At 70.6% G+C, this 16360-nt stretch carries 20 protein-coding genes; 13 read left to right on the top strand and 7 right to left on the bottom strand.

Annotated elements, in window-relative coordinates; genetic code table 11:
* Window positions 1–213: 213 nt before the first annotated feature.
* The 6 genes from IEY70_RS18680 (at window position 214) to IEY70_RS18655 (ending at window position 5980) form a co-directional block, all read left to right on the top strand.
* Window positions 214–690 (top strand): hypothetical protein, encoded by a 477-nt coding sequence (locus IEY70_RS18680; RefSeq protein ID WP_189066533.1) that lies wholly within the window; start codon window positions 214–216, stop codon window positions 688–690.
* A 121-nt stretch (window positions 691–811) separates the two neighbouring features.
* The gene (gene ftsH / locus IEY70_RS18675; protein ID WP_189066532.1) at window positions 812–2695 is read left to right on the top strand and encodes an ATP-dependent zinc metalloprotease FtsH; all 1884 of its coding nucleotides are present in this window, start codon (window positions 812–814) and stop codon (window positions 2693–2695) included.
* 127 nt (window positions 2696–2822) lie between these two features.
* Complete coding sequence (locus IEY70_RS18670; protein WP_189066531.1) at window positions 2823–3479, top strand: RNA polymerase sigma factor; 657 nt, start codon at window positions 2823–2825, stop codon at window positions 3477–3479.
* Window positions 3467–4720 carry an NHL repeat-containing protein gene (locus tag IEY70_RS18665; RefSeq protein WP_189066530.1) on the top strand — a complete coding sequence of 418 codons (1254 nt, stop codon included), beginning with the start codon at window positions 3467–3469 and terminating at the stop codon, window positions 4718–4720. Before IEY70_RS18670 ends, IEY70_RS18665 begins: the two co-directional genes overlap by 13 nt.
* A gap of 111 nt (window positions 4721–4831) precedes the next feature.
* Window positions 4832–5242, top strand: a complete 411-nt coding sequence (locus IEY70_RS18660; protein ID WP_189066529.1) for a peroxiredoxin family protein — start codon at window positions 4832–4834, stop codon at window positions 5240–5242.
* 3 nt (window positions 5243–5245) lie between these two features.
* Window positions 5246–5980 carry a cytochrome c biogenesis CcdA family protein gene (locus IEY70_RS18655; RefSeq protein WP_189066528.1) on the top strand — a complete coding sequence of 245 codons (735 nt, stop codon included), beginning with the start codon at window positions 5246–5248 and terminating at the stop codon, window positions 5978–5980.
* Between the two features lie 221 nt (window positions 5981–6201).
* Here IEY70_RS18655 and IEY70_RS18650 read toward each other — a convergent pair whose 3' ends face one another.
* The 4 genes from IEY70_RS18650 to IEY70_RS18635 all read right to left on the bottom strand — a co-directional run bounded on the left by IEY70_RS18650 (window position 6202) and on the right by IEY70_RS18635 (window position 8345).
* Window positions 6202–6723: a DinB family protein gene (locus tag IEY70_RS18650; protein WP_189066527.1), complete on the bottom strand. Its 522-nt coding sequence runs from the start codon at window positions 6721–6723 to the stop codon at window positions 6202–6204.
* A complete protein-coding gene (locus IEY70_RS18645) occupies window positions 6720–7250 on the bottom strand; it encodes a DinB family protein (RefSeq protein WP_189066526.1) in 531 nt (176 codons plus the stop codon). Before IEY70_RS18645 ends, IEY70_RS18650 begins: the two co-directional genes overlap by 4 nt.
* A 111-nt stretch (window positions 7251–7361) precedes the next feature.
* Complete coding sequence (locus tag IEY70_RS18640; RefSeq protein WP_229778080.1) at window positions 7362–7850, bottom strand: DinB family protein; 489 nt, start codon at window positions 7848–7850, stop codon at window positions 7362–7364.
* 3 nt (window positions 7851–7853) lie between these two features.
* Window positions 7854–8345: a DinB family protein gene (locus tag IEY70_RS18635; protein WP_229778079.1), complete on the bottom strand. Its 492-nt coding sequence runs from the start codon at window positions 8343–8345 to the stop codon at window positions 7854–7856.
* An 86-nt stretch (window positions 8346–8431) separates the two neighbouring features.
* On the opposite strand from IEY70_RS18635, the gene IEY70_RS18630 reads away from it, so the two are divergent.
* From IEY70_RS18630 to IEY70_RS18620, 3 genes are read left to right on the top strand one after another with little or no spacing between them, the layout of a single operon-like run.
* Window positions 8432–9421 carry a helix-turn-helix transcriptional regulator gene (locus IEY70_RS18630; RefSeq protein WP_189066524.1) on the top strand — a complete coding sequence of 330 codons (990 nt, stop codon included), beginning with the start codon at window positions 8432–8434 and terminating at the stop codon, window positions 9419–9421.
* A complete protein-coding gene (locus IEY70_RS18625; RefSeq protein WP_189066523.1) occupies window positions 9418–9867 on the top strand; it encodes a (4Fe-4S)-binding protein in 450 nt (149 codons plus the stop codon). Before IEY70_RS18630 ends, IEY70_RS18625 begins: the two co-directional genes overlap by 4 nt.
* Window positions 9868–9913: 46 nt before the next feature.
* Window positions 9914–11218, top strand: a complete 1305-nt coding sequence (locus tag IEY70_RS18620; RefSeq protein ID WP_189066522.1) for a thymidine phosphorylase — start codon at window positions 9914–9916, stop codon at window positions 11216–11218.
* Window positions 11219–11297: 79 nt separating this feature from the next.
* Here the strand turns inward: IEY70_RS18620 and IEY70_RS18615 are convergent, their stop codons facing one another.
* Complete coding sequence (locus tag IEY70_RS18615; RefSeq protein ID WP_229778078.1) at window positions 11298–11699, bottom strand: cell division protein FtsB; 402 nt, start codon at window positions 11697–11699, stop codon at window positions 11298–11300.
* A 95-nt stretch (window positions 11700–11794) separates the two neighbouring features.
* Here IEY70_RS18615 and IEY70_RS18610 point away from each other — a divergent pair, with 95 nt between their 5' ends.
* The 4 genes from IEY70_RS18610 to IEY70_RS18595 all read left to right on the top strand — a co-directional run bounded on the left by IEY70_RS18610 (window position 11795) and on the right by IEY70_RS18595 (window position 14298).
* Window positions 11795–12298, top strand: coding sequence for an acyl-CoA thioesterase (locus tag IEY70_RS18610; protein ID WP_189066521.1), 504 nt, complete (start codon window positions 11795–11797; stop codon window positions 12296–12298).
* Entirely contained in the window at window positions 12295–12633 is a 339-nt protein-coding gene (locus tag IEY70_RS18605) for a hypothetical protein (RefSeq protein ID WP_229778077.1), read from the top strand. The genes IEY70_RS18610 and IEY70_RS18605 overlap by 4 nt, the downstream gene beginning before the upstream one ends.
* A 194-nt stretch (window positions 12634–12827) precedes the next feature.
* Window positions 12828–13736, top strand: coding sequence for an ROK family protein (locus tag IEY70_RS18600; RefSeq protein ID WP_189066520.1), 909 nt, complete (start codon window positions 12828–12830; stop codon window positions 13734–13736).
* A gap of 4 nt (window positions 13737–13740) precedes the next feature.
* Complete coding sequence (locus tag IEY70_RS18595; protein ID WP_189066519.1) at window positions 13741–14298, top strand: HD domain-containing protein; 558 nt, start codon at window positions 13741–13743, stop codon at window positions 14296–14298.
* Here the strand turns inward: IEY70_RS18595 and IEY70_RS18590 are convergent.
* Together IEY70_RS18590 and IEY70_RS18585 are read right to left on the bottom strand one after the other, a co-directional pair.
* Window positions 14264–15475, bottom strand: coding sequence for a CaiB/BaiF CoA transferase family protein (locus IEY70_RS18590; RefSeq protein ID WP_229778075.1), 1212 nt, complete (start codon window positions 15473–15475; stop codon window positions 14264–14266). The two genes, IEY70_RS18595 and IEY70_RS18590, sit on opposite strands and share 35 nt — an antisense overlap.
* Before the next feature lie 187 nt (window positions 15476–15662).
* On the bottom strand, window positions 15663–16337 hold the full coding sequence (locus tag IEY70_RS18585; protein ID WP_189066517.1) for a V-type ATP synthase subunit D: 675 nt from the start codon (window positions 16335–16337) through the stop codon (window positions 15663–15665).
* Between the last annotated feature and the right edge of the window lie 23 nt (window positions 16338–16360).

The following is a 16360-nucleotide window of genomic DNA, read 5'->3' as shown; positions in this document are numbered from 1 at the left end:
TGACGGTGGCAGATCACGGCGCTGAGAATCTGGCGGTACTCAGACGGTGGGCCTTAAATCTGATGCGGCAGGAGGGGTCGGTGGGTGCGATCAACAAGAACCGCAAACGTGCTGGTTGGGATGATCTGTACCGCGACCGCCTTCTGCAGCAACTTTGCCCTGACCCGACGTGAGTTGCCCCTGTGCGGGCGTGGGCGTGATGAGGTGAGTGCCATGACAAGCAGCGGACGGGCGGGCAGACGGGGGAACGGGTGGGCGGTGCTGGCCAGTGTGCTGGCGCTGGTGTGGTTCGCGGGACTGGGCCTGCTGGGCTGGCGGGCGCTGGGTGGTGCGGGCAGCAGTGTCAGCGGGGCGGCGTTTCAGCAACTGGTGGCGGACGGGCGGATCGAGCGGGTGGTCATGCGGGACGGGGGGAACGTTCAGGCCTGGCTGCGCGGCGGTCAGCAGGTGCGGGTGCGCCTGCCGGACAGCGAGGTGATGCCGGGCGGGGCGCTGGCTGCGCAACTGGAGGCGCAGAACGTGGACCTGCGCTTCGAGGGGCGCGGTCAGTGGCCCGGGATTGCCCTGAATTTCCTGCCGGTGGCGCTGGGGGTGGCAGTGTGGGTGGGCGTGCCGCTGGGTCTGCTGGCGCTGGGGATGGCGTGGCGGCGCGGTGGGCGGGCAGGGCGGGTGAAGGTTGCCGAAGGCTAAAGCGCAGGTGAGGAACCGTGTGAAATCGGGACAATTTCATACACCTTGAGTCTGGTACACTCAACTTCAGTGGGGCCGAGGGTGCCCCGAACGCCCCATTCACTCCCCCGGAGGACTGTTCTTGAAACGGCTCAATCCCTGGCTGATCGTTCTGTTCGTACTGGCCCTGTTCCTGATGTTCTCGCAGGCACCCATAAACGGCAGAACCAGCGTGAACTACAACGAATTCAAAACCCTGCTGGAGCAGGACAAGGTCGCCCAGGTGATCGTGCGTGAGAACACCGCCACCGTCACCCTCAAGGAATCCACCCGGATTCCACTGCCCACCCCGGCCGGTCAGCAACCGCGCACCACGACCACCAACGCCTTCACGGTGCGCCTGCCCAGCAGCGTCGCCACGCCCGACGGCGGCCTGATCCCGGAACTGCAGCAGCGGAACGTGGACCTGCGCTTCGAGCAGCCCAGCCAGTGGCTCGGGATTCTGCTGAACTTCCTGCCGATCATCCTGCTGTTCGCCATGATGTACTTCTTCTTCATGCGCGCCCAGGGCGGCCAGAACGGAGTCATGCAGTTCGGACAGAGCAAGGCCAAGAAGTACGGCAAGGAAAACCGCGTGCAGACCAAGTTCACGGACGTGGCCGGTCACGAGGAAGCCAAGAAGGAACTGATCGAGGTCGTGGACTTCCTGAAGAACCCCGGCAAGTACCACCAGATCGGCGCGGAGATCCCCAAGGGCGTGCTGCTGGTCGGCCCTCCCGGTACCGGTAAGACCCTGCTGGCCCGCGCCATCGCCGGTGAGGCCGACGTGCCGTTCTTCTCGGTCAGTGCCAGCGAGTTCATGGAGATGTTCGTGGGCGTCGGCGCCAGCCGCGTACGCACCCTGTTCGAGGACGCCCGCAAGAGCGCGCCCGCGATCATGTTCATCGACGAGATCGACTCCATCGGGCGTAAGCGCGGCGCGGGCATCGGCGGCGGGCACGACGAGCGCGAGCAGACCCTCAACCAGATCCTCTCGGAGATGGACGGCTTCGACAAGTCCAGCAGCGTGATCGTGCTGGGCGCCACCAACCGCCCGGACGTGCTGGACCCCGCGCTGCTGCGCCCCGGCCGTTTCGACCGTCAGGTGACCATCGACCTGCCGAACCTCAAGGAACGCGAGGCGATCCTGAAAGTCCACCTGCGTAACAAGCCCATCGGCAGCGGCGTGGACGTGAACGAGGTCGCCAAGAGCACCCCGTACTTCAGCGGCGCGGACCTGAAGAACGTCACGAACGAGGCAGCGCTCGAAGCGGCCCGCATCGGCAAGACCGTGATCGACATGAGCGACTTCTACCGCGCGCTCGACAAGATCACCCTGGGCCTCGAGAACGGCAGCCTGACCATCAGCGAATCCGAGAAGCGCGCCATCGCCTTCCACGAGGCCGGGCACGCCGTCACGGCCGCCGTGATCCCCGGCAGCGACAAGCTCCAGAAGGTCAGCATCATCCCGCGTGGCCGCGCGCTGGGCGCCGCGTTCTACCTGCCCGAAGAGCAGGTGCTCATGAGCAAGGAACGCCTAGAGAACCAGCTGATCGTGGCGCTGGGCGGCCGCGCCGCCGAGGAAGTCTTCATGGGCAGCGTGACCAGTGGCGCCGCCGACGACTTCCGCAAGGCGACGAACATCGCCCGCAAGATGGTGCTGGAGTGGGGCATGGGCGAGAACTTCAAGAACATGGCCCTCACCACCGACAGCGGCCCCGTCTTCCTGGGCGAGGACATGGCCAAACCCAAGGCGTTCAGCGAGCACACCAGCCAGCTGGTCGACGAGGACGTCAAGCGCATCCTGACCCGCGCGTTCGACCGTTCGCGCGAGATCATCACCGAGTACAGCGCCGCCATGCACGAGGTCGCCGAGGCGCTGCTGTCGCAGGAACTCATCACGGGTGACGTGGTGCGTGACGCGGTGGCCCGCGTGAACGGCGCGCCGCAGACCACGCCGGAACTGGCGAAACTGCCCCCGGCGTAAGCCCGTTCCGTTCCGGCCCCCCTCCGCTGCGAGGGGGGCTGTTCTGTTGCGTGTGTGGCGACTGGTTCTGTGCGGCGCGGCAGACGGCGGGATTGAACCCGGCGGCGGCGCAGCCCGTATGGTAGGTATGACCCTGGTCATGGCCGACTCCCGCTCCCGCCCCGCACGGTCCGCTCCGCCACAGGCAGAGGCGGACGCGCGGCCCGTGCCGTCCGGCCCGGACGCCGGGGACGACGCGCGGCTGGCCGCCCGGCTGGCCCGGCGCGACGAGACGGCGCTGGCCGAGGCGTACGACCGGCACGCCGGCGCGGTGCTGGGCGTGCTGAGTCGCCTGCTGGACCAGAGCACGGCGCAGGAGGTCACGCAGGACGTGTTCCTGCGCCTGTGGGACCGGCCCGAGGCGTTCGATCCGGCGCGGGCAGGCCTGCGGGCGTACCTGCTGGTCATGGCGCGCTCGCGGGCGCTGGACCGGCTGCGGGCGGCGCGCGCCACCGTGCCGCTGCACACCGAGGACGGCGAGGAACGGCCCCTGGCGGACGGGCGGCCCGGCCCGGTGGGCCGCAGCGAGCAGCGGGCGCAGCGCGAACAGGTACGCGCGGCGCTGTCGGGCCTGTCGGACACGCACCGCGAGACGGTCGAGCGGGCATACCTGCGCGCCGAATCCCGCGAGGAAATCGCGCTGGCGATGGGCGTGCCGGTCGGCACGGTGAAAAGCCGCCTGAGTTACGCCCTGAAGTACCTGAAAACGCAACTGGGCAAGGAGGGCGGAGCGTGGCTGGACTGATGAACTGCGGTGACCTGACGGAAACCCTGGAACGGCACGTGCAGTTCGGCGTGCCCCTGAGTGCCGCCGAGCAGGCGCACCTGCAGGCGTGCCCGGACTGCCAGGCGGACCTGGCGTTCCTGAGTGACCTGCAACTGGCACTGCTGGAAGACGTGCCCGAGGTGACCCCGCCGCCCGGACTGCGGGCCGCGATCCTGGCGCAGGCGGGCGCGGCCCGGCCGCCGCTCGCGGACCCGGCGGTCCCTGCCCAGCCGAGTGCCCGGCCGACTGCCCGCCCTGCGCGCCGCTGGTGGCCCGCCGCGCTGAGTGCCGCCGCCGTCACGGGCCTGCTGGCCTCGCTGGCGTTCCTGACACCGTCCAGTGGCGTGGCGGGCGTCCTGCCGGACCCGGCGGTGGTCGTCAGTACCGGCCGGGACGTGCTGGTCGCCAGTAACGACCAGGGCGGCACGCTGACCGTGCTGCGCGGCGACCGCGTGCAGGCCAGCCTGACGGCCGGCGGCACCCAGACACCCTGGTTCACCGAGGGCGTGCGCCTGGGAGACCGGGTGTTCCTGGCGGACGCCGCGAACGACCGCGTGCTGGAAGTGCAGACCGAGCCGCTCCAGGTGCGCCGCTCGTACGCCGTGCCGGACGGCGTGGCCGGACTGAGTGCCGTCAGCGGTCCCGGCGGGGCGCGCGTGTACTTCAAGGGCGTGCGCGGCGAGGTGGGCGTGCTGGGCGGCGCGCAGGTCACGCTGGCCCACGAGGACGGCATGCCGCTGGCAGACGTGATGGACGGCGTGCTGCTGCTGGGCGGGCAACTGTTCGTCACGCACCACCTGAGCGGCGAACTGTGCGCCCTGAACCCCGACACGCTGAGCGTGCAGCGCCGCGTGATCCTGGGCGGCATGCCCGTGGCGCTCGAAGCGTACCGGGGCGACCTGCTGGTGCTGGACGTGAACGGCCGCCTGCTGCGCGTCACGCCGGACGGGCGGGTCGTGCGGACCTGGGCGGTGCCGGGCCACCCGGACAAGTTCAGCGTGAACGACACCACCGCCGTCCTGAGCGACCGCGCGGGCATGATGACCCGCGTGCCCCTGACCGGCGGCCCGGTGTCGCAGGTGCCCATGAAGCACCCGATGGACGTGGCGACCCTGCCCGACGGGACCTTCGCGGTCGCCGACGGTGGGCAGGGGCTGCGCGTGCTGGACTCGGGCCTGCACACCACCCTGACCCTGAACGCCGCCGGTCAGTCCCGCTGACCCCCCGGCCCCGCTGATCCTCCGGCCCCGCCGACGGCCCCGCCCTGCCGACCATCCGGCCCCGTTGAACCTTCCGCGCCGCCCGCCCGTACCCTGACTGGAGGTCCACCCATGAACCGAACCCGCACCCTGCTGTCCGCCGCCCTGATCGCCACCCTCGCCGCCGTGAACACGTCCGCCCTGGCCGCCGCCACCAGGACGGCCGCGCCCGCCAGCGAACGCTACGTGCCGTACAGCAAACAGGCTTTCGACGCCGCGCAGGGCACGCAGCGCGTCCTGTTCTTCGCGGCGTCGTGGTGCCCGAACTGCCGCGCCGCCGACGCCGACATCACCCGCAACCTCGCGAAGATCCCCGCGGGCGTGACCATCTTCAAGACCGACTACGACAAAGAAGGCGCGCTGAAGAAGATGTACGGCATCACGTACCAGCACACCTTCGTGCTGGTGGACAAAGACGGCAAGGCCCTGAAGAAGTGGGCCGGCGGGAAACTCGACCAGATTCTCGCGAACACCCGGAAGTAAGCCGTGCTGCTGCTGCTCGTCGCGTTCCTCGGAGGACTGCTGACGGTCCTGTCCCCGTGCGTGCTGCCGGTCCTGCCGGTGCTACTGTCCGGCACGGTCGGGGGGCGCGCGCGGCCCGCCGGGATCATCGCCGGGTTCATCGGGTCGTTCGTGCTGCTCACGCTGTTCCTGGCGAGCGTGGTCAGCGCCCTGAACCTCAGCCCGGACGTGATCCGCTGGGTGGCTATCTTTCTGCTGCTGGGCTTCGGCCTGACGCTGGCCGTCCCGTGGCTGCAACACCACTTCGAGCTGGCCATGAGCCGCGCCCTGCCGCAGCGCCGCCCCGGCGACCGGGATGGCTTCCTGGGCGGCGTGCTGGTCGGCGTGACGCTGGGCGTCGTATGGACCCCCTGCGTCGGCCCGATCCTGGCGAGCGTGACCACCCTGGCCCTGAGCGGACAGGTGACGGGTTTCGCGTTCGCCGCGACCCTCGCGTACGCCGTGGGCGTGGCCCTTCCCATGCTGGCCGTGATGCTGGGGGGCCGCCGCCTGCTGCACCGCCCGGCGCTGCTGGGCCGACTGGGAGGGCTGCAACAGGTGTTCGGGGCGGTGCTGGTGGTGTTCGCGGTGGGCATGGTGTTCGGCGTGGACCGGCAGGTGCAGACCCTGCTGGTCGACCGCCTGCCCGCCCTGCAACAACTGACCTTCCTGGAAGAGACGGACGCCGTGCAGCGGCAGTTGCAGCAGCAGATACCCTGAGCGGCCCCACCCAAGGCATTCAGCGCGAAGGCCCCCTCCGGATAAAGGCAGGGGGCCTCCGTCTGCTCCGGCCAGACGCGGCTCCTTATCGGATTCCGTTTATTTCGCCCTCCACCCGGAAAGGCGCCGGGTTGCCAACTCCACGTCCGGAACCCGTTTCTCTCCTTCTCGCATCCGCTCGGATTGAATGGCCTTTGCAGTCCATTCAATCGGAGTCCGTATTACTCGCGCCAGATCGCCCAGTGGCTGTCCAGCGCGTCCATCTGCTCGGGCGTGCGGCCTCCCTGGCGCAGGAGGCTCATGACCTGCCCACGGTGATGGCTGTCGTGCACGATGGTGTGCATCAGGAAGTGCGCCGGATCGCTCTGGTACGTGCCCTCGTTCCAGGGGTCGGCGAAGGGCTCGCCCGACGCGCGATGTGCTTCCACGGCTTTGATGGCGGCGGCGTCCCCGGCCGCCAGGGCCTCGGGCAGGCTGGTGGCGGGCGCGTTTGCCCAGCGCCACTGCGGGTCGCCGTCGGCGTCCAGTTCATCGGGGTTCAGGAGCGGCATGGCGTGGTCGCGGCTCATGTTCCACAGCCAGCCCACCCGGAAGGTCGCCATGTGCCGCAGGTGCCGCTCGACGGTCCATCCGCCGCGCCCGTCGGTCAGGGCGAACTCCCCGGGCGTCAGGGCGGCGATCAGGGTGTCGTTCACGCGGGCGTTGCGGCGGAAGGCTTCGAGCAGCAGGGTCAGGTCGGTCATGGGGTCTCCGGTGAGAGGGGGCGGCGCCAGATGTTCCAGGCGTCCTCCAGGTCGTCCAGGCGTTCTGGCGAGGCGCCGGCGTGGCGCAGCAGGGTCACGATCTGCCCCCGGTGCCCCGCGTCGTGCACGGTCATGTACGTCAGGAACAGCGCCGGACGGGTGTGGAAGGTGCCCACACCGTGCGGGTCGGCGAACGGGGTGCCGCTCGCCGCGTACGCCTGCACGGCCTGAAGGGCGGCCTCGTCCCCGGCACGCAGCATGGCACGCAGCAGGGCGGGGTCGGTGGTGTGCCAGCTCCACGGGTTCTCCCCACCAGTCAGGGCCAGCGTGGACGCCGCGAACCCGGGCGCCATCTCCAGCAGCCACCCGCCGCGTGACGCGCCCATGTGCGACAGCATCCGCGCGACAGTCATGCCGCCCCGCCCGTCCGAGAGGGTCAGGTCCTCGGGGGTCAGGCGGTCCAGCAGGAAGTCGTTCACGCGGGCGTTCAGCGCGAAGGACTCCAGCGTCAGGGTCAGGTCCGTCATGCGGACTCCGGGGGTGTGGGGGTCACGGCAGCTGGCAGCGGATGCGGGTGGCGGGCCGCTGCGGCGCGGGGCGGGCCGGGGGCGGCGTGGGCGTCGGGGGAGCAGTGGGGGTCATGCGTCTCCGGGCGTACGGGTCCAGAAGTCCGGCGGGGTGAGACCCAGCAGGCGCAGGTATGTCATGCCCTGCGCGCGGTGGTGGACCTCGTTGTCCACCGAGCCCAGCGCGGCGTTCAGCAGTAGCATCTCGCCCCACGGCAGCGCGTGCGTCTCGCCCAGCCGGGTCTCCGGCAGGTTCCTCAGCTCGCGGAGGCGGGCGGTGTTCTCGTCCAGCGCGGCCAGCAGGGCCGCCGGGTCCAGCCCCGGCTCGTCCCAGCTGGGGGTGTCCCACGCGCCGTCCAGCAGGCCGCGCAGGACATAGCCGCTCTGGCCGACCACCTCCCACAGCATCTCCCCGAAGGGCCGCAGTGGGGGCACGGGCGTGAAGGTGAACAGCTGCCCTGGCGGGAAGGCGGTCAGGACGCGGCGGGTCAGGGCGCGGTGGCCCAGCCAGTGGTCGGCCAGCTGCGCCGGGGGCAGCGAGGCAATGGGCGCGCGGGGCACAGCTCAGCGCTCGTAGAAGGCGGGCGGTTCGATCCCGAGGGCGCGCAGGGAGACGTACCCCTGGGCGCGGTGATGGATTTCATTGTCCACGGCGTAGATCGCGGCGACCCAGCCGGGCATCTCGCCCCACGGCAGCGCGTGCATGCCCGTGAAGAAGGCGGGGTCGGTGTGTGGGCCGTGCTGTTCCAGTTCGGCGCTCACCTCGTCCCAGGCGGCCAGCAGGCTGGTCTTCTCGGTCGGTCCGGCACTCCAGTCGGGTTCGGGCCACTCGCCGGTCCGCAGGGCGGTGACGGTCATGGCGTCCACGAGGTGAATCTCGGTGGCCTGCGCGCCGAAGGGCCGCATGCCGCCCAGGCTGAACGTCAACAGCTGATCCTCGGGGAAGGCCTCGATGACACGGCGGGTCAGGGCGCGGTGCCCCTGCCAGTGAGCGACGAAGTCGGGAATGGACAGAGCGGGGGACACGGCGGGGACGGACACGGCGGGTGCGGTCATGGTGGAACCTCCTGGGGTTGAATCTGCCCTCAGCATAATCCGGATTCCCGTCAGAACGTGACGGCTATTCCGATTACCATGAAGGCATGTACGACCCGAGCATGCGGGTACTGACCGTGCTGGAACTCCTCCAGGCGCACGAGGAAGTCAGCGGCGCCGAGCTGGCCCGCCGCCTGGAGGTCAGCCCCCGCACCGTGCAGCGCTACGTGGCCCGCCTGCAGGACCTCGGCATTCCCGTCGAGGGCCGCCGGGGCGTGGGCGGCGCGTACCGCCTCAAGGCGGGCTTCCGCCTGCCGCCGCTGATGTTCACGCCGGAGGAGGCGCTGGCCGCCGCGCTGGGCCTGCGCACCCTGCGGCACCTGGGCCTGCACGCCCTGGCCCCCGCCGCGCAGGCCGCCAGCGCCAAGCTGTCGCGCAGCCTCCCGCACGACCTGCGCGCCGACATGCTGGCCCTGGAGGGCAGCGTGCAGTTCGACACCGGCCCCTGGGTCGCCCCGACCGACGCGCAGCTGCTCGCGGCGCTGCTGCGCGCCGTGCGCGACGCCTGCACCGTGACCTTCACGTACGCCGCCCCCGACGCGCCCGAGACCCGCCGGGACGCGGACGTGCACCGCGTGGTGCACCTGGAGGGCCGCTGGTACGCCGTCGCCCACTGCCACCTGCGCGGCGCGCGCCGCTCGTTCCGGCTGGACCGCATGAGCGCCCTGACCGTGCAGGACCGCCACTTCACGAAGGAGCCCGACTTCGACGCGGCCGCGTACCTGCGCTCCACGCTGCGCGCCCCGAAACCCACCTACGCCATCAGCGTGTGGCTCGACTGCCTCCCGGAGGACATGCGCGGCCGGGTGTCCACCTGGGGTACGGAGGTGCGCCCCGACGCGCACGGCACGCGCCTGACCACCACCCGCGAGGGCCTGGGGGGCTTCGCGGCGTTCCTGCTGGGCCTGGACTGCGACTTCCGCGTGGACAGCCCCCCGGAACTGCGCGCCGAGTTCGCCCGGCTGGCCGAACGCTGCGCCGCCCACGCCAGCGCGACCCAGCCCGGACCTACGGACTCTGCGTACACTGGGGCATGACCCTCACCAACGAGGACCTCGCGCAGGGGAAGGCGTACACGGCACCCGGCATCACGGTCTACTACGACGCGCGGCGCTGCCTGCACGTCGCCAACTGCGTGCGCGGGCTGCCCGACGTGTTCGACCCGAAGGCCCGCCCGTGGATTCAGCCCGCCAACGCCGGGGCCGACGCGGTCGCGGCGGTCGTCCGCACCTGCCCCACCGGGGCGCTGCATTACGTCCTGGAAGGACAGGAGGCCGAGATGCCCGACGAGATCACCACCATCACCCCCAGCCCCGACGGTCCGCTGATGATCAAAGGCAACCTCGTGATCGACACGCCCGGCGGCGAGAGGAAGGACGTGCGCGCCGCGCTGTGCCGCTGCGGCCACAGCGGCAACAAGCCCTACTGCGACGGCACGCACGCGAAGGTCGGCTGGACCAGCGGCGAGGCGGACGAGAGCTGAGGCGCACGCCGGGACGATTTCCTGTCCACGGGACGTAAACTGGCCTATGACCGCCATCAACATCCCCGAACTGATCCGCAAGAAACGCGACGGCCAACAGCACACCCGCGAGGAACTCGAGACCCTGGTGCTGGGGTACACGCGCGGCGACGTGCCCGACTACCAGATGAGCGCGTGGCTGATGGCCGTGTTCCTGCGCGGCATGGCCGAACAGGAAACGGCTGACCTGACCATGGTCATGGCCGAGAGCGGCGACCTGATGAACCTCGGTGACCTGCCACGCACGGTGGATAAGCATTCCACGGGCGGCGTGGGCGACAAGACCAGCCTGATCCTGACGCCCATGCTGGCCGCGCTGGGCCAGACCGTCGCCAAGATGAGCGGGCGTGGGCTGGCGCACACCGGCGGCACCATCGATAAACTGGAGAGCATTCCCGGCTGGACGAGCGAACTGGAGGAGGACCGCTTCATCGCGCAGGCGCGCGAGATCGGCCTCGCGCTGGTCGGCCAGAGCAGGGACCTCGCCCCAGCGGACGGCAAGCTGTACGCGCTGCGGGACGTAACCGCCACCGTGGACTGCCTGCCGCTGATCGCCAGCTCGATCATGAGCAAGAAGCTCGCGTCCGGCGCGCACACGGTCGTGCTGGACGTGAAGGTGGGCGCCGGGGCGTTCATGCGCACCCTGGACGCCGGGCGCGGCCTGGCCCGCGCGATGGTGGACATCGGCAACCGCGCCGGACGGCAGGTCCGCGCCGTGCTGACCGACATGGACACCCCCCTTGGCCACATGGCCGGGAACAGCCTGGAGGTGCTGGAGGCTCTGGCGACCCTGCGCGGTGAAGGTCCCCACGACCTGACCGAACTGTGCGTGGCACTGGCGGTGGAGGCGCTGGCCGCCCAGGGTGAGGACGAGGCGGCCGCCGAGGCCCGCGCGCGTGCCACCCTGACGGACGGCAGCGCCCTGGCGAAGTTCCGCGCGTTCATCGAGGCGCAGGGCGGCGACGCCACCTACGTGGACGACATCAGCAAGTTCGACGTGGCGCCCGGCCGCGCCGACGTGACCGCCCCCGAATCCGGGTTCGTGGCGAGCATCGACGCCCTGAGCGTCGGCCGCGCCGTGCTCGTGCTGGGTGGCGGCCGCGAACGCAAGGGCGAGGCCATCGACCACGGCGTGGGCGTGGAACTCCTGCGCAAACCCGGCGAGGCCGTCCAGGCCGGCGAACCCGTCCTGCGCATCTACCACCGTGACGGGCGCGGCCTGGACGCCGCCAGGCGCCTCCTCACCGAGGGCCTGACCCTGGGCGCCCAGGCCCCCGCGCCGGAACCGCTGATCCTCGACCGCGTGTTCTGACGGGTTGATAGTCGAAAGTTGATGGTTGATAGAGGGGGGTTCCCTTCCATCAACCATCAACTTTCAACCATCACCGCCCTTACGGAACGCGCAGGGCCTTGCAGTTCTCGCCGGGCGGGGTTTCCGGGGCGTCACTGGCGACCACGACGCGTTCGTTCGCGCCCACGAAGCCCCGGCAGCGGGCCAGGGCGCGCAGGTACGTGGGGTCCTGGTTGGCTTTCACAGCGTCTTGCAGGATGCGCACGTCGCGTTCCAGGGTGGCGGTGCGGGCCAGGGTGGCGCGGGTGTCCTGACTCCAGGTGACGCTGCGGTACACCGAGTTGCCCAGCTGGAAGGTCAGTTGCACGATGCCCAGCGCGGCCAGCAGACTGGCGATCATCATGGTCAGGGGCAGGCGTTGCAGGCGCTGGATGCGCCGCTCGGTTCGCTGCCACCACGACGCCCGCGCCGGGGGGACGGGAGGAGGCGGGATGTCGGTCACGCCTGCCAGCATAGCGGGCCGCGCCGCTGCCCGGATGGGCGACATGAGGAGTGGCGGCCGGGTGGGGGGCTCGACACTGGCTCTACACTGTGGGCATGACGGTTTCTACTGACGCGGTTTCTACTGACGCGGCCCGGACGGCCCACCCGCGTATTCCGGCGCTGAACTGGCGCGACGCGCACCGCACGACCATCCAGTTGCGGTACGGCGACCTGGACGCCATGGGGCACGTGAACAACGCCCGGTACGCCGAGTTTCTGGAGGTGGCGCGCATGGACCTGTCGCGCGCGCTCGCGGTGCGGGACGCGGATGACCGGTCGGTGCTGGCGCGGCTGGAACTGGATTACGTGCGGGATATCCGGCTGGGGCAGGAGGTCGTGATCGAGACGCTGATCGAGCGGGTGGGCCGCACGAGCTGGACGGGCGTGGCGCGCATCCTGGCGGACGGCGTGCCGTGTGCGTTCGCGCGGTCCGTGCAGGTGCGCGTGGACGATCAGGGGCAACCGGCGGTGATTCCGCCGACGTTCGCCGAGCGGATCGCGCCGGTGCTGGTGCGGGCAGACAGGGTGCAGGCGGACGGCGCGCAGGCGGGTTCGTGAGCGCGGCGTACGAGGACCGGGTGCTGTACCAGGGGGACGTGTGGGTGCGGATCGATACCCTGCCGCGCATCCTGGCGGAGGGCTGGCGGCGCAACCTGATGGACGGCGGGGTGGTCAGCGTGGTGCGCACGCCGTTCCAGTGGTCGATGGGCAGCCCCGTGATCGAGATCGAGACGGGCGGGTATCAGGGCGACGTGGGCCTGTACGTGCCGGAGGTGCAACTGGCCGAGGCGCTGGAGTTGCTGGGCTTCGAGCCGGGCGACGACACGGACGCGGATACGGACGTGGGCGCGTCCGGGACCGGTTCGGGAGGCGCGGACCGCTCGGGCACGTGAATTCTGTCGGTGCGTCACCTTAATTCCGGTGTGGCGCGGCGCGGTACAGTTGAGGGTGCAGAGTTGAACGTTCCCGTCTTATCGTTCCGGCGGTCCGGTCCTGAGCCCTGCGGGACGCCCTCACTGGAAGCGTTCCCAGTCCGGCTGCAGTCTGCCCAGGTCACCGCGATTTCACAGCAGCCCCAGGAGCAAGCATGAGTAACCCCTCTATTCCCGAACCCATCAGCATCGGCATCGACGTGGGCGGCACCAAGATCGCCAGCGGCGTCCTGCGCGGCGACGAACTGCTCGACGCGCACGTGATCCCCACCCCGGAAACCGGCTGGGAAACCGTGCTGGACGCCATCGCCGGAGAGATCCGCCGCCTACAGGACCGCCACCCGGACGCCCGCCTGATCGGCGTGGGCATTCCGGGACCGCTGAACGCCGACCGGACCCGCGTGAAGTTCGCGCCGAACATCTACGGCTTCACCGACGTGCCGCTGGTCGACGGCCTGCGTGACCGCCTCGCGCAGCGCGTGGTCCTGGAGAACGACGCCAAGGCCGCCGCGCTGGCCGAGGCGCACCTGGGCGCGGCGCGCGGCGCCGAGAGCAGCATCTACGTGACGGTCAGCACCGGCATCGGCGCGGGCATCGTCCTGAACGGCCGCATCTGGCGTGGCCGGCACGGCATTGCCGGTGAGATCGGGCACATCACGGCGCTGCCCGGCGGCCCGGTCAGCGGCGCGGGCCTGGACGGCGCACTGGAAGCCGTCGCCAGCGGCACCGCCATCGCCCGCGACGCCAGTTTCGCCCTGAACCGCGACGTGAGCACCGCCGAGGCCTTCCAGCTGGCGCAGCAGGGCCACCCGGCCGCGCGGCGCGTGGTCGCGCAGGCCATGCGGCACATCGGCATCGCGCTGGCCGACCTGCAGAAGACCATCGACCCGGAGGTGTTCGTGCTGGGCGGCGGGGTCGCCAGCGTCGGGGATTACTTCTTCCATGGCGTGCAGGCCGCCGCCGACGAGTACGCGCAGGGCTTCGCGTCCGTCACGATCCGCCGCGCGCAGCTGGGCACGAACGCCGGCGTGATCGGCGCGGCCCTCGCGGCCCGCCACGGCTGAACCCATGACGCTCGTAGGCGCCGCCGAAGCTTTCGCGCGGCCGTTCTACGACGCGCCGGAGCGTGCCTACCACACCGCCGCGCACGTCCAGTCCCTGATCCGGGCGCTGGGCGGGCGCGGCGTCCTCACGCCGGAACTGGAACTGGCGGCGTGGGGGCACGACCTGATCTACGACCCGCGCGCCGCCGACAACGAGGAACGCAGCGCGGACGTGTTCGGCGCGTGGCTGGCCGCACAGGGCGCCAGTGTGGACGTGCAGGCGCAGGTGCGGGCGCTGATTCTCGCCACGCGCCACACCGCGCCCCCGACCACGCGGGCCGAGGCCCTGTTCGTGGACGCCGACCTGGGTATCCTGGGCGCCGACCCCGACGACTTTGACGCCTACGACCGCGCCATCCGCGCCGAGTACGCGCACGTTCCGGACGGCGCCTACCGGGCGGGTCGCTCGGGGGTGCTGCGAGGTTTCCTGACCCGCGAGCGGCTGTTCCTCACGCCAGAATTCGCGGCGCTGGACGCCCCGGCACGCGTCAATCTGAGGCGGGCTCTGGAGCGGCTGGCGTAGACCCGGCCATCCCTGGCAGTCCCAGTTCGGCCAGCAGCTCGGCAGTGTGCTGGCCGGGCGTGGGCGGCGCGCGGCGCACCGGAAGCGCCTCTCCACCAAAACGCCAGGGTGGGCTGGTCACGGTCGTCTCGCCCAGCGTGGGGTGCGGGACGGTCACGGCCACCCCGCGCGCCTGCACGTGCGGGTCCGCGAACACCTCGGCCAGATCGTTCACGGGGCCGCACGGCACGCCCGCACGTTCCAGGCGGTCCATGACCTCCTGCCGCGAGTGGCGGGCCAGTCCGGGCAGCATCCGGGCGTCCAGGTCCGCGCGGTGCGTCACGCGGCCCTCGTTCGTGATGAGGCGGGCATCGGCACCCAGCTCCGTGAGGTCCAGCGCCTCGCAGAATCGCCGCCACAGCGCGTCGTTCCCCACGGCGATGTTCACGAACCCGTCCGCGCAGGGGAACGTTCCGTACGGCACGATGGACCGGTGGTCGTTCCCGGTGGGCGTGGGCACCTCCCCTGTCGCCAGGAACCGGCCCACCTGCGAACTGCCCAGCGCCACGACGCTTTCGAGCAGGTTCACGTCCACCCGCTCGCCGCGCCCGGTGCGTTCGCGGGCGTACAGCGCAGCCAGGATCGCCTGCGTGACCAGCGACCCCGCGAACACGTCGGCCACCGCCACGCCCACCCGCAGGGGCGGCCCGCCCGCCTCGCCGTTGTAACTCATCATGCCGCCCATGCCCTGCGCGATCACGTCGTACCCGGCCCGGTCGCGGTACGGGCCGTCCAGCCCGAAGCCCGTGATACTCGCGTAGATCAGGCGCGGGTGGGCGGCACTCAGGGCCTCCCAGCCCAGGCCCAGGCGGTCCAGCGTGCCGGGCCGGAAGTTCTCGATCAGCACGTCACTCCCGGCAATCAGGCGGCGCGCGGCCTCCAGGCCGTCCGGGGTTTTCAGGTCCAGGGTCAGGCTGCGCTTGTTCCGGTTCACGCTCAGGAAGTAACTGCTCTCCCGGCCCCCCTCCCCCACCTGGAAGGGAGGCCCCCAGGCGCGCGTGTCGTCCCCGCCCGGCGGCTCGACCTTGATCACGTCCGCGCCCAGGTCGCCCAGCAGCATGGTCGAGAACGGCCCCGTCAGCACTCGCGTGAAATCCGCGACGCGCACGCCGCTCAGGGGCAGGGAGGAAGGGGTCACGGGCATGAAGGGCAGGGCAGGAGTGTGGGCATACGGGCACCTCGGAAGGATCAGACGAGCGCAGCCGGAGGACAGCGGCGCAGCAAAAACAGGGTTGTGGTTGCCGCGCAGCATAGCGCGCCCACCCACTCAGTACACAAAAAACCGCCCTCCGGGTGGGGGGCGGTCCGTGTGTGCCGTGAAAGGTTCAGTCGGCGGCGCTGCCGTGGTTTCCGGCCTGCGCGTTGGCCTTGTCCTTGGCGGCTTCGGCTTCCAGTTTCGCCTTGATCTTCTTCAGGGTGAAGCTGGCCTCGCGTTCGCGCTGGTCGAGCACGCCGCGAATGAAGCGGATGTCGTCCTGAATGCCCGGAATGCGGATCTGTTCCAGGGCGTTCACGCGGCGGCTGGTCTTCTTGATTTCCTCGCCGATGCGCCGCAGTTTCGTCTCGGTCGCGGCGACCTTGACGATCGCTTCCAGCACGCCGCCGAAGTCGGTGGCGGCCTGGATGGTGCGCGCGCCGACGTTGATGGGGCTGAACGTGGCGGTGTTCGTGCGCTCCGGGATCTCGATCTTGGGGACCTTCACGCCGTAGATGCTCACGATCTGCATGTCGACGGCGTAGTCGCCGCTGCCCGCGAGGCTGAGGCTCTCGACGGCTTCGGGGCTGTCCCAGGCTTTCGCGCTGAACAGGCTGGTGTACGCGCCCTTGCTGACGCCGGCGAGTTCCTCGCGCGCGGCGAGGGCGTCCTTGACGAGCGCGAAGAACTCGCCGATCAGGGCGTCACGCTTGCGTTTCAGGAGGTCCGCGCCGCTCTGAGCGGTTTTCAGGCTGGCCTTGCTGGCCAGCATGGCGCTGCGGGTGGGGCTGATCTGTTCTGCCATAAGTATTCACCTCCCTGGTCGGT

Origin of the sequence: Deinococcus seoulensis (assembly GCF_014648115.1) — a bacterium.
GTDB classification, from domain to species: Bacteria; Deinococcota; Deinococci; order Deinococcales; family Deinococcaceae; genus Deinococcus; species Deinococcus seoulensis.
The sequence above is the reverse complement of the archived record's forward strand: the minus strand, read 5'-3'. Positions and strand labels throughout refer to the sequence as shown.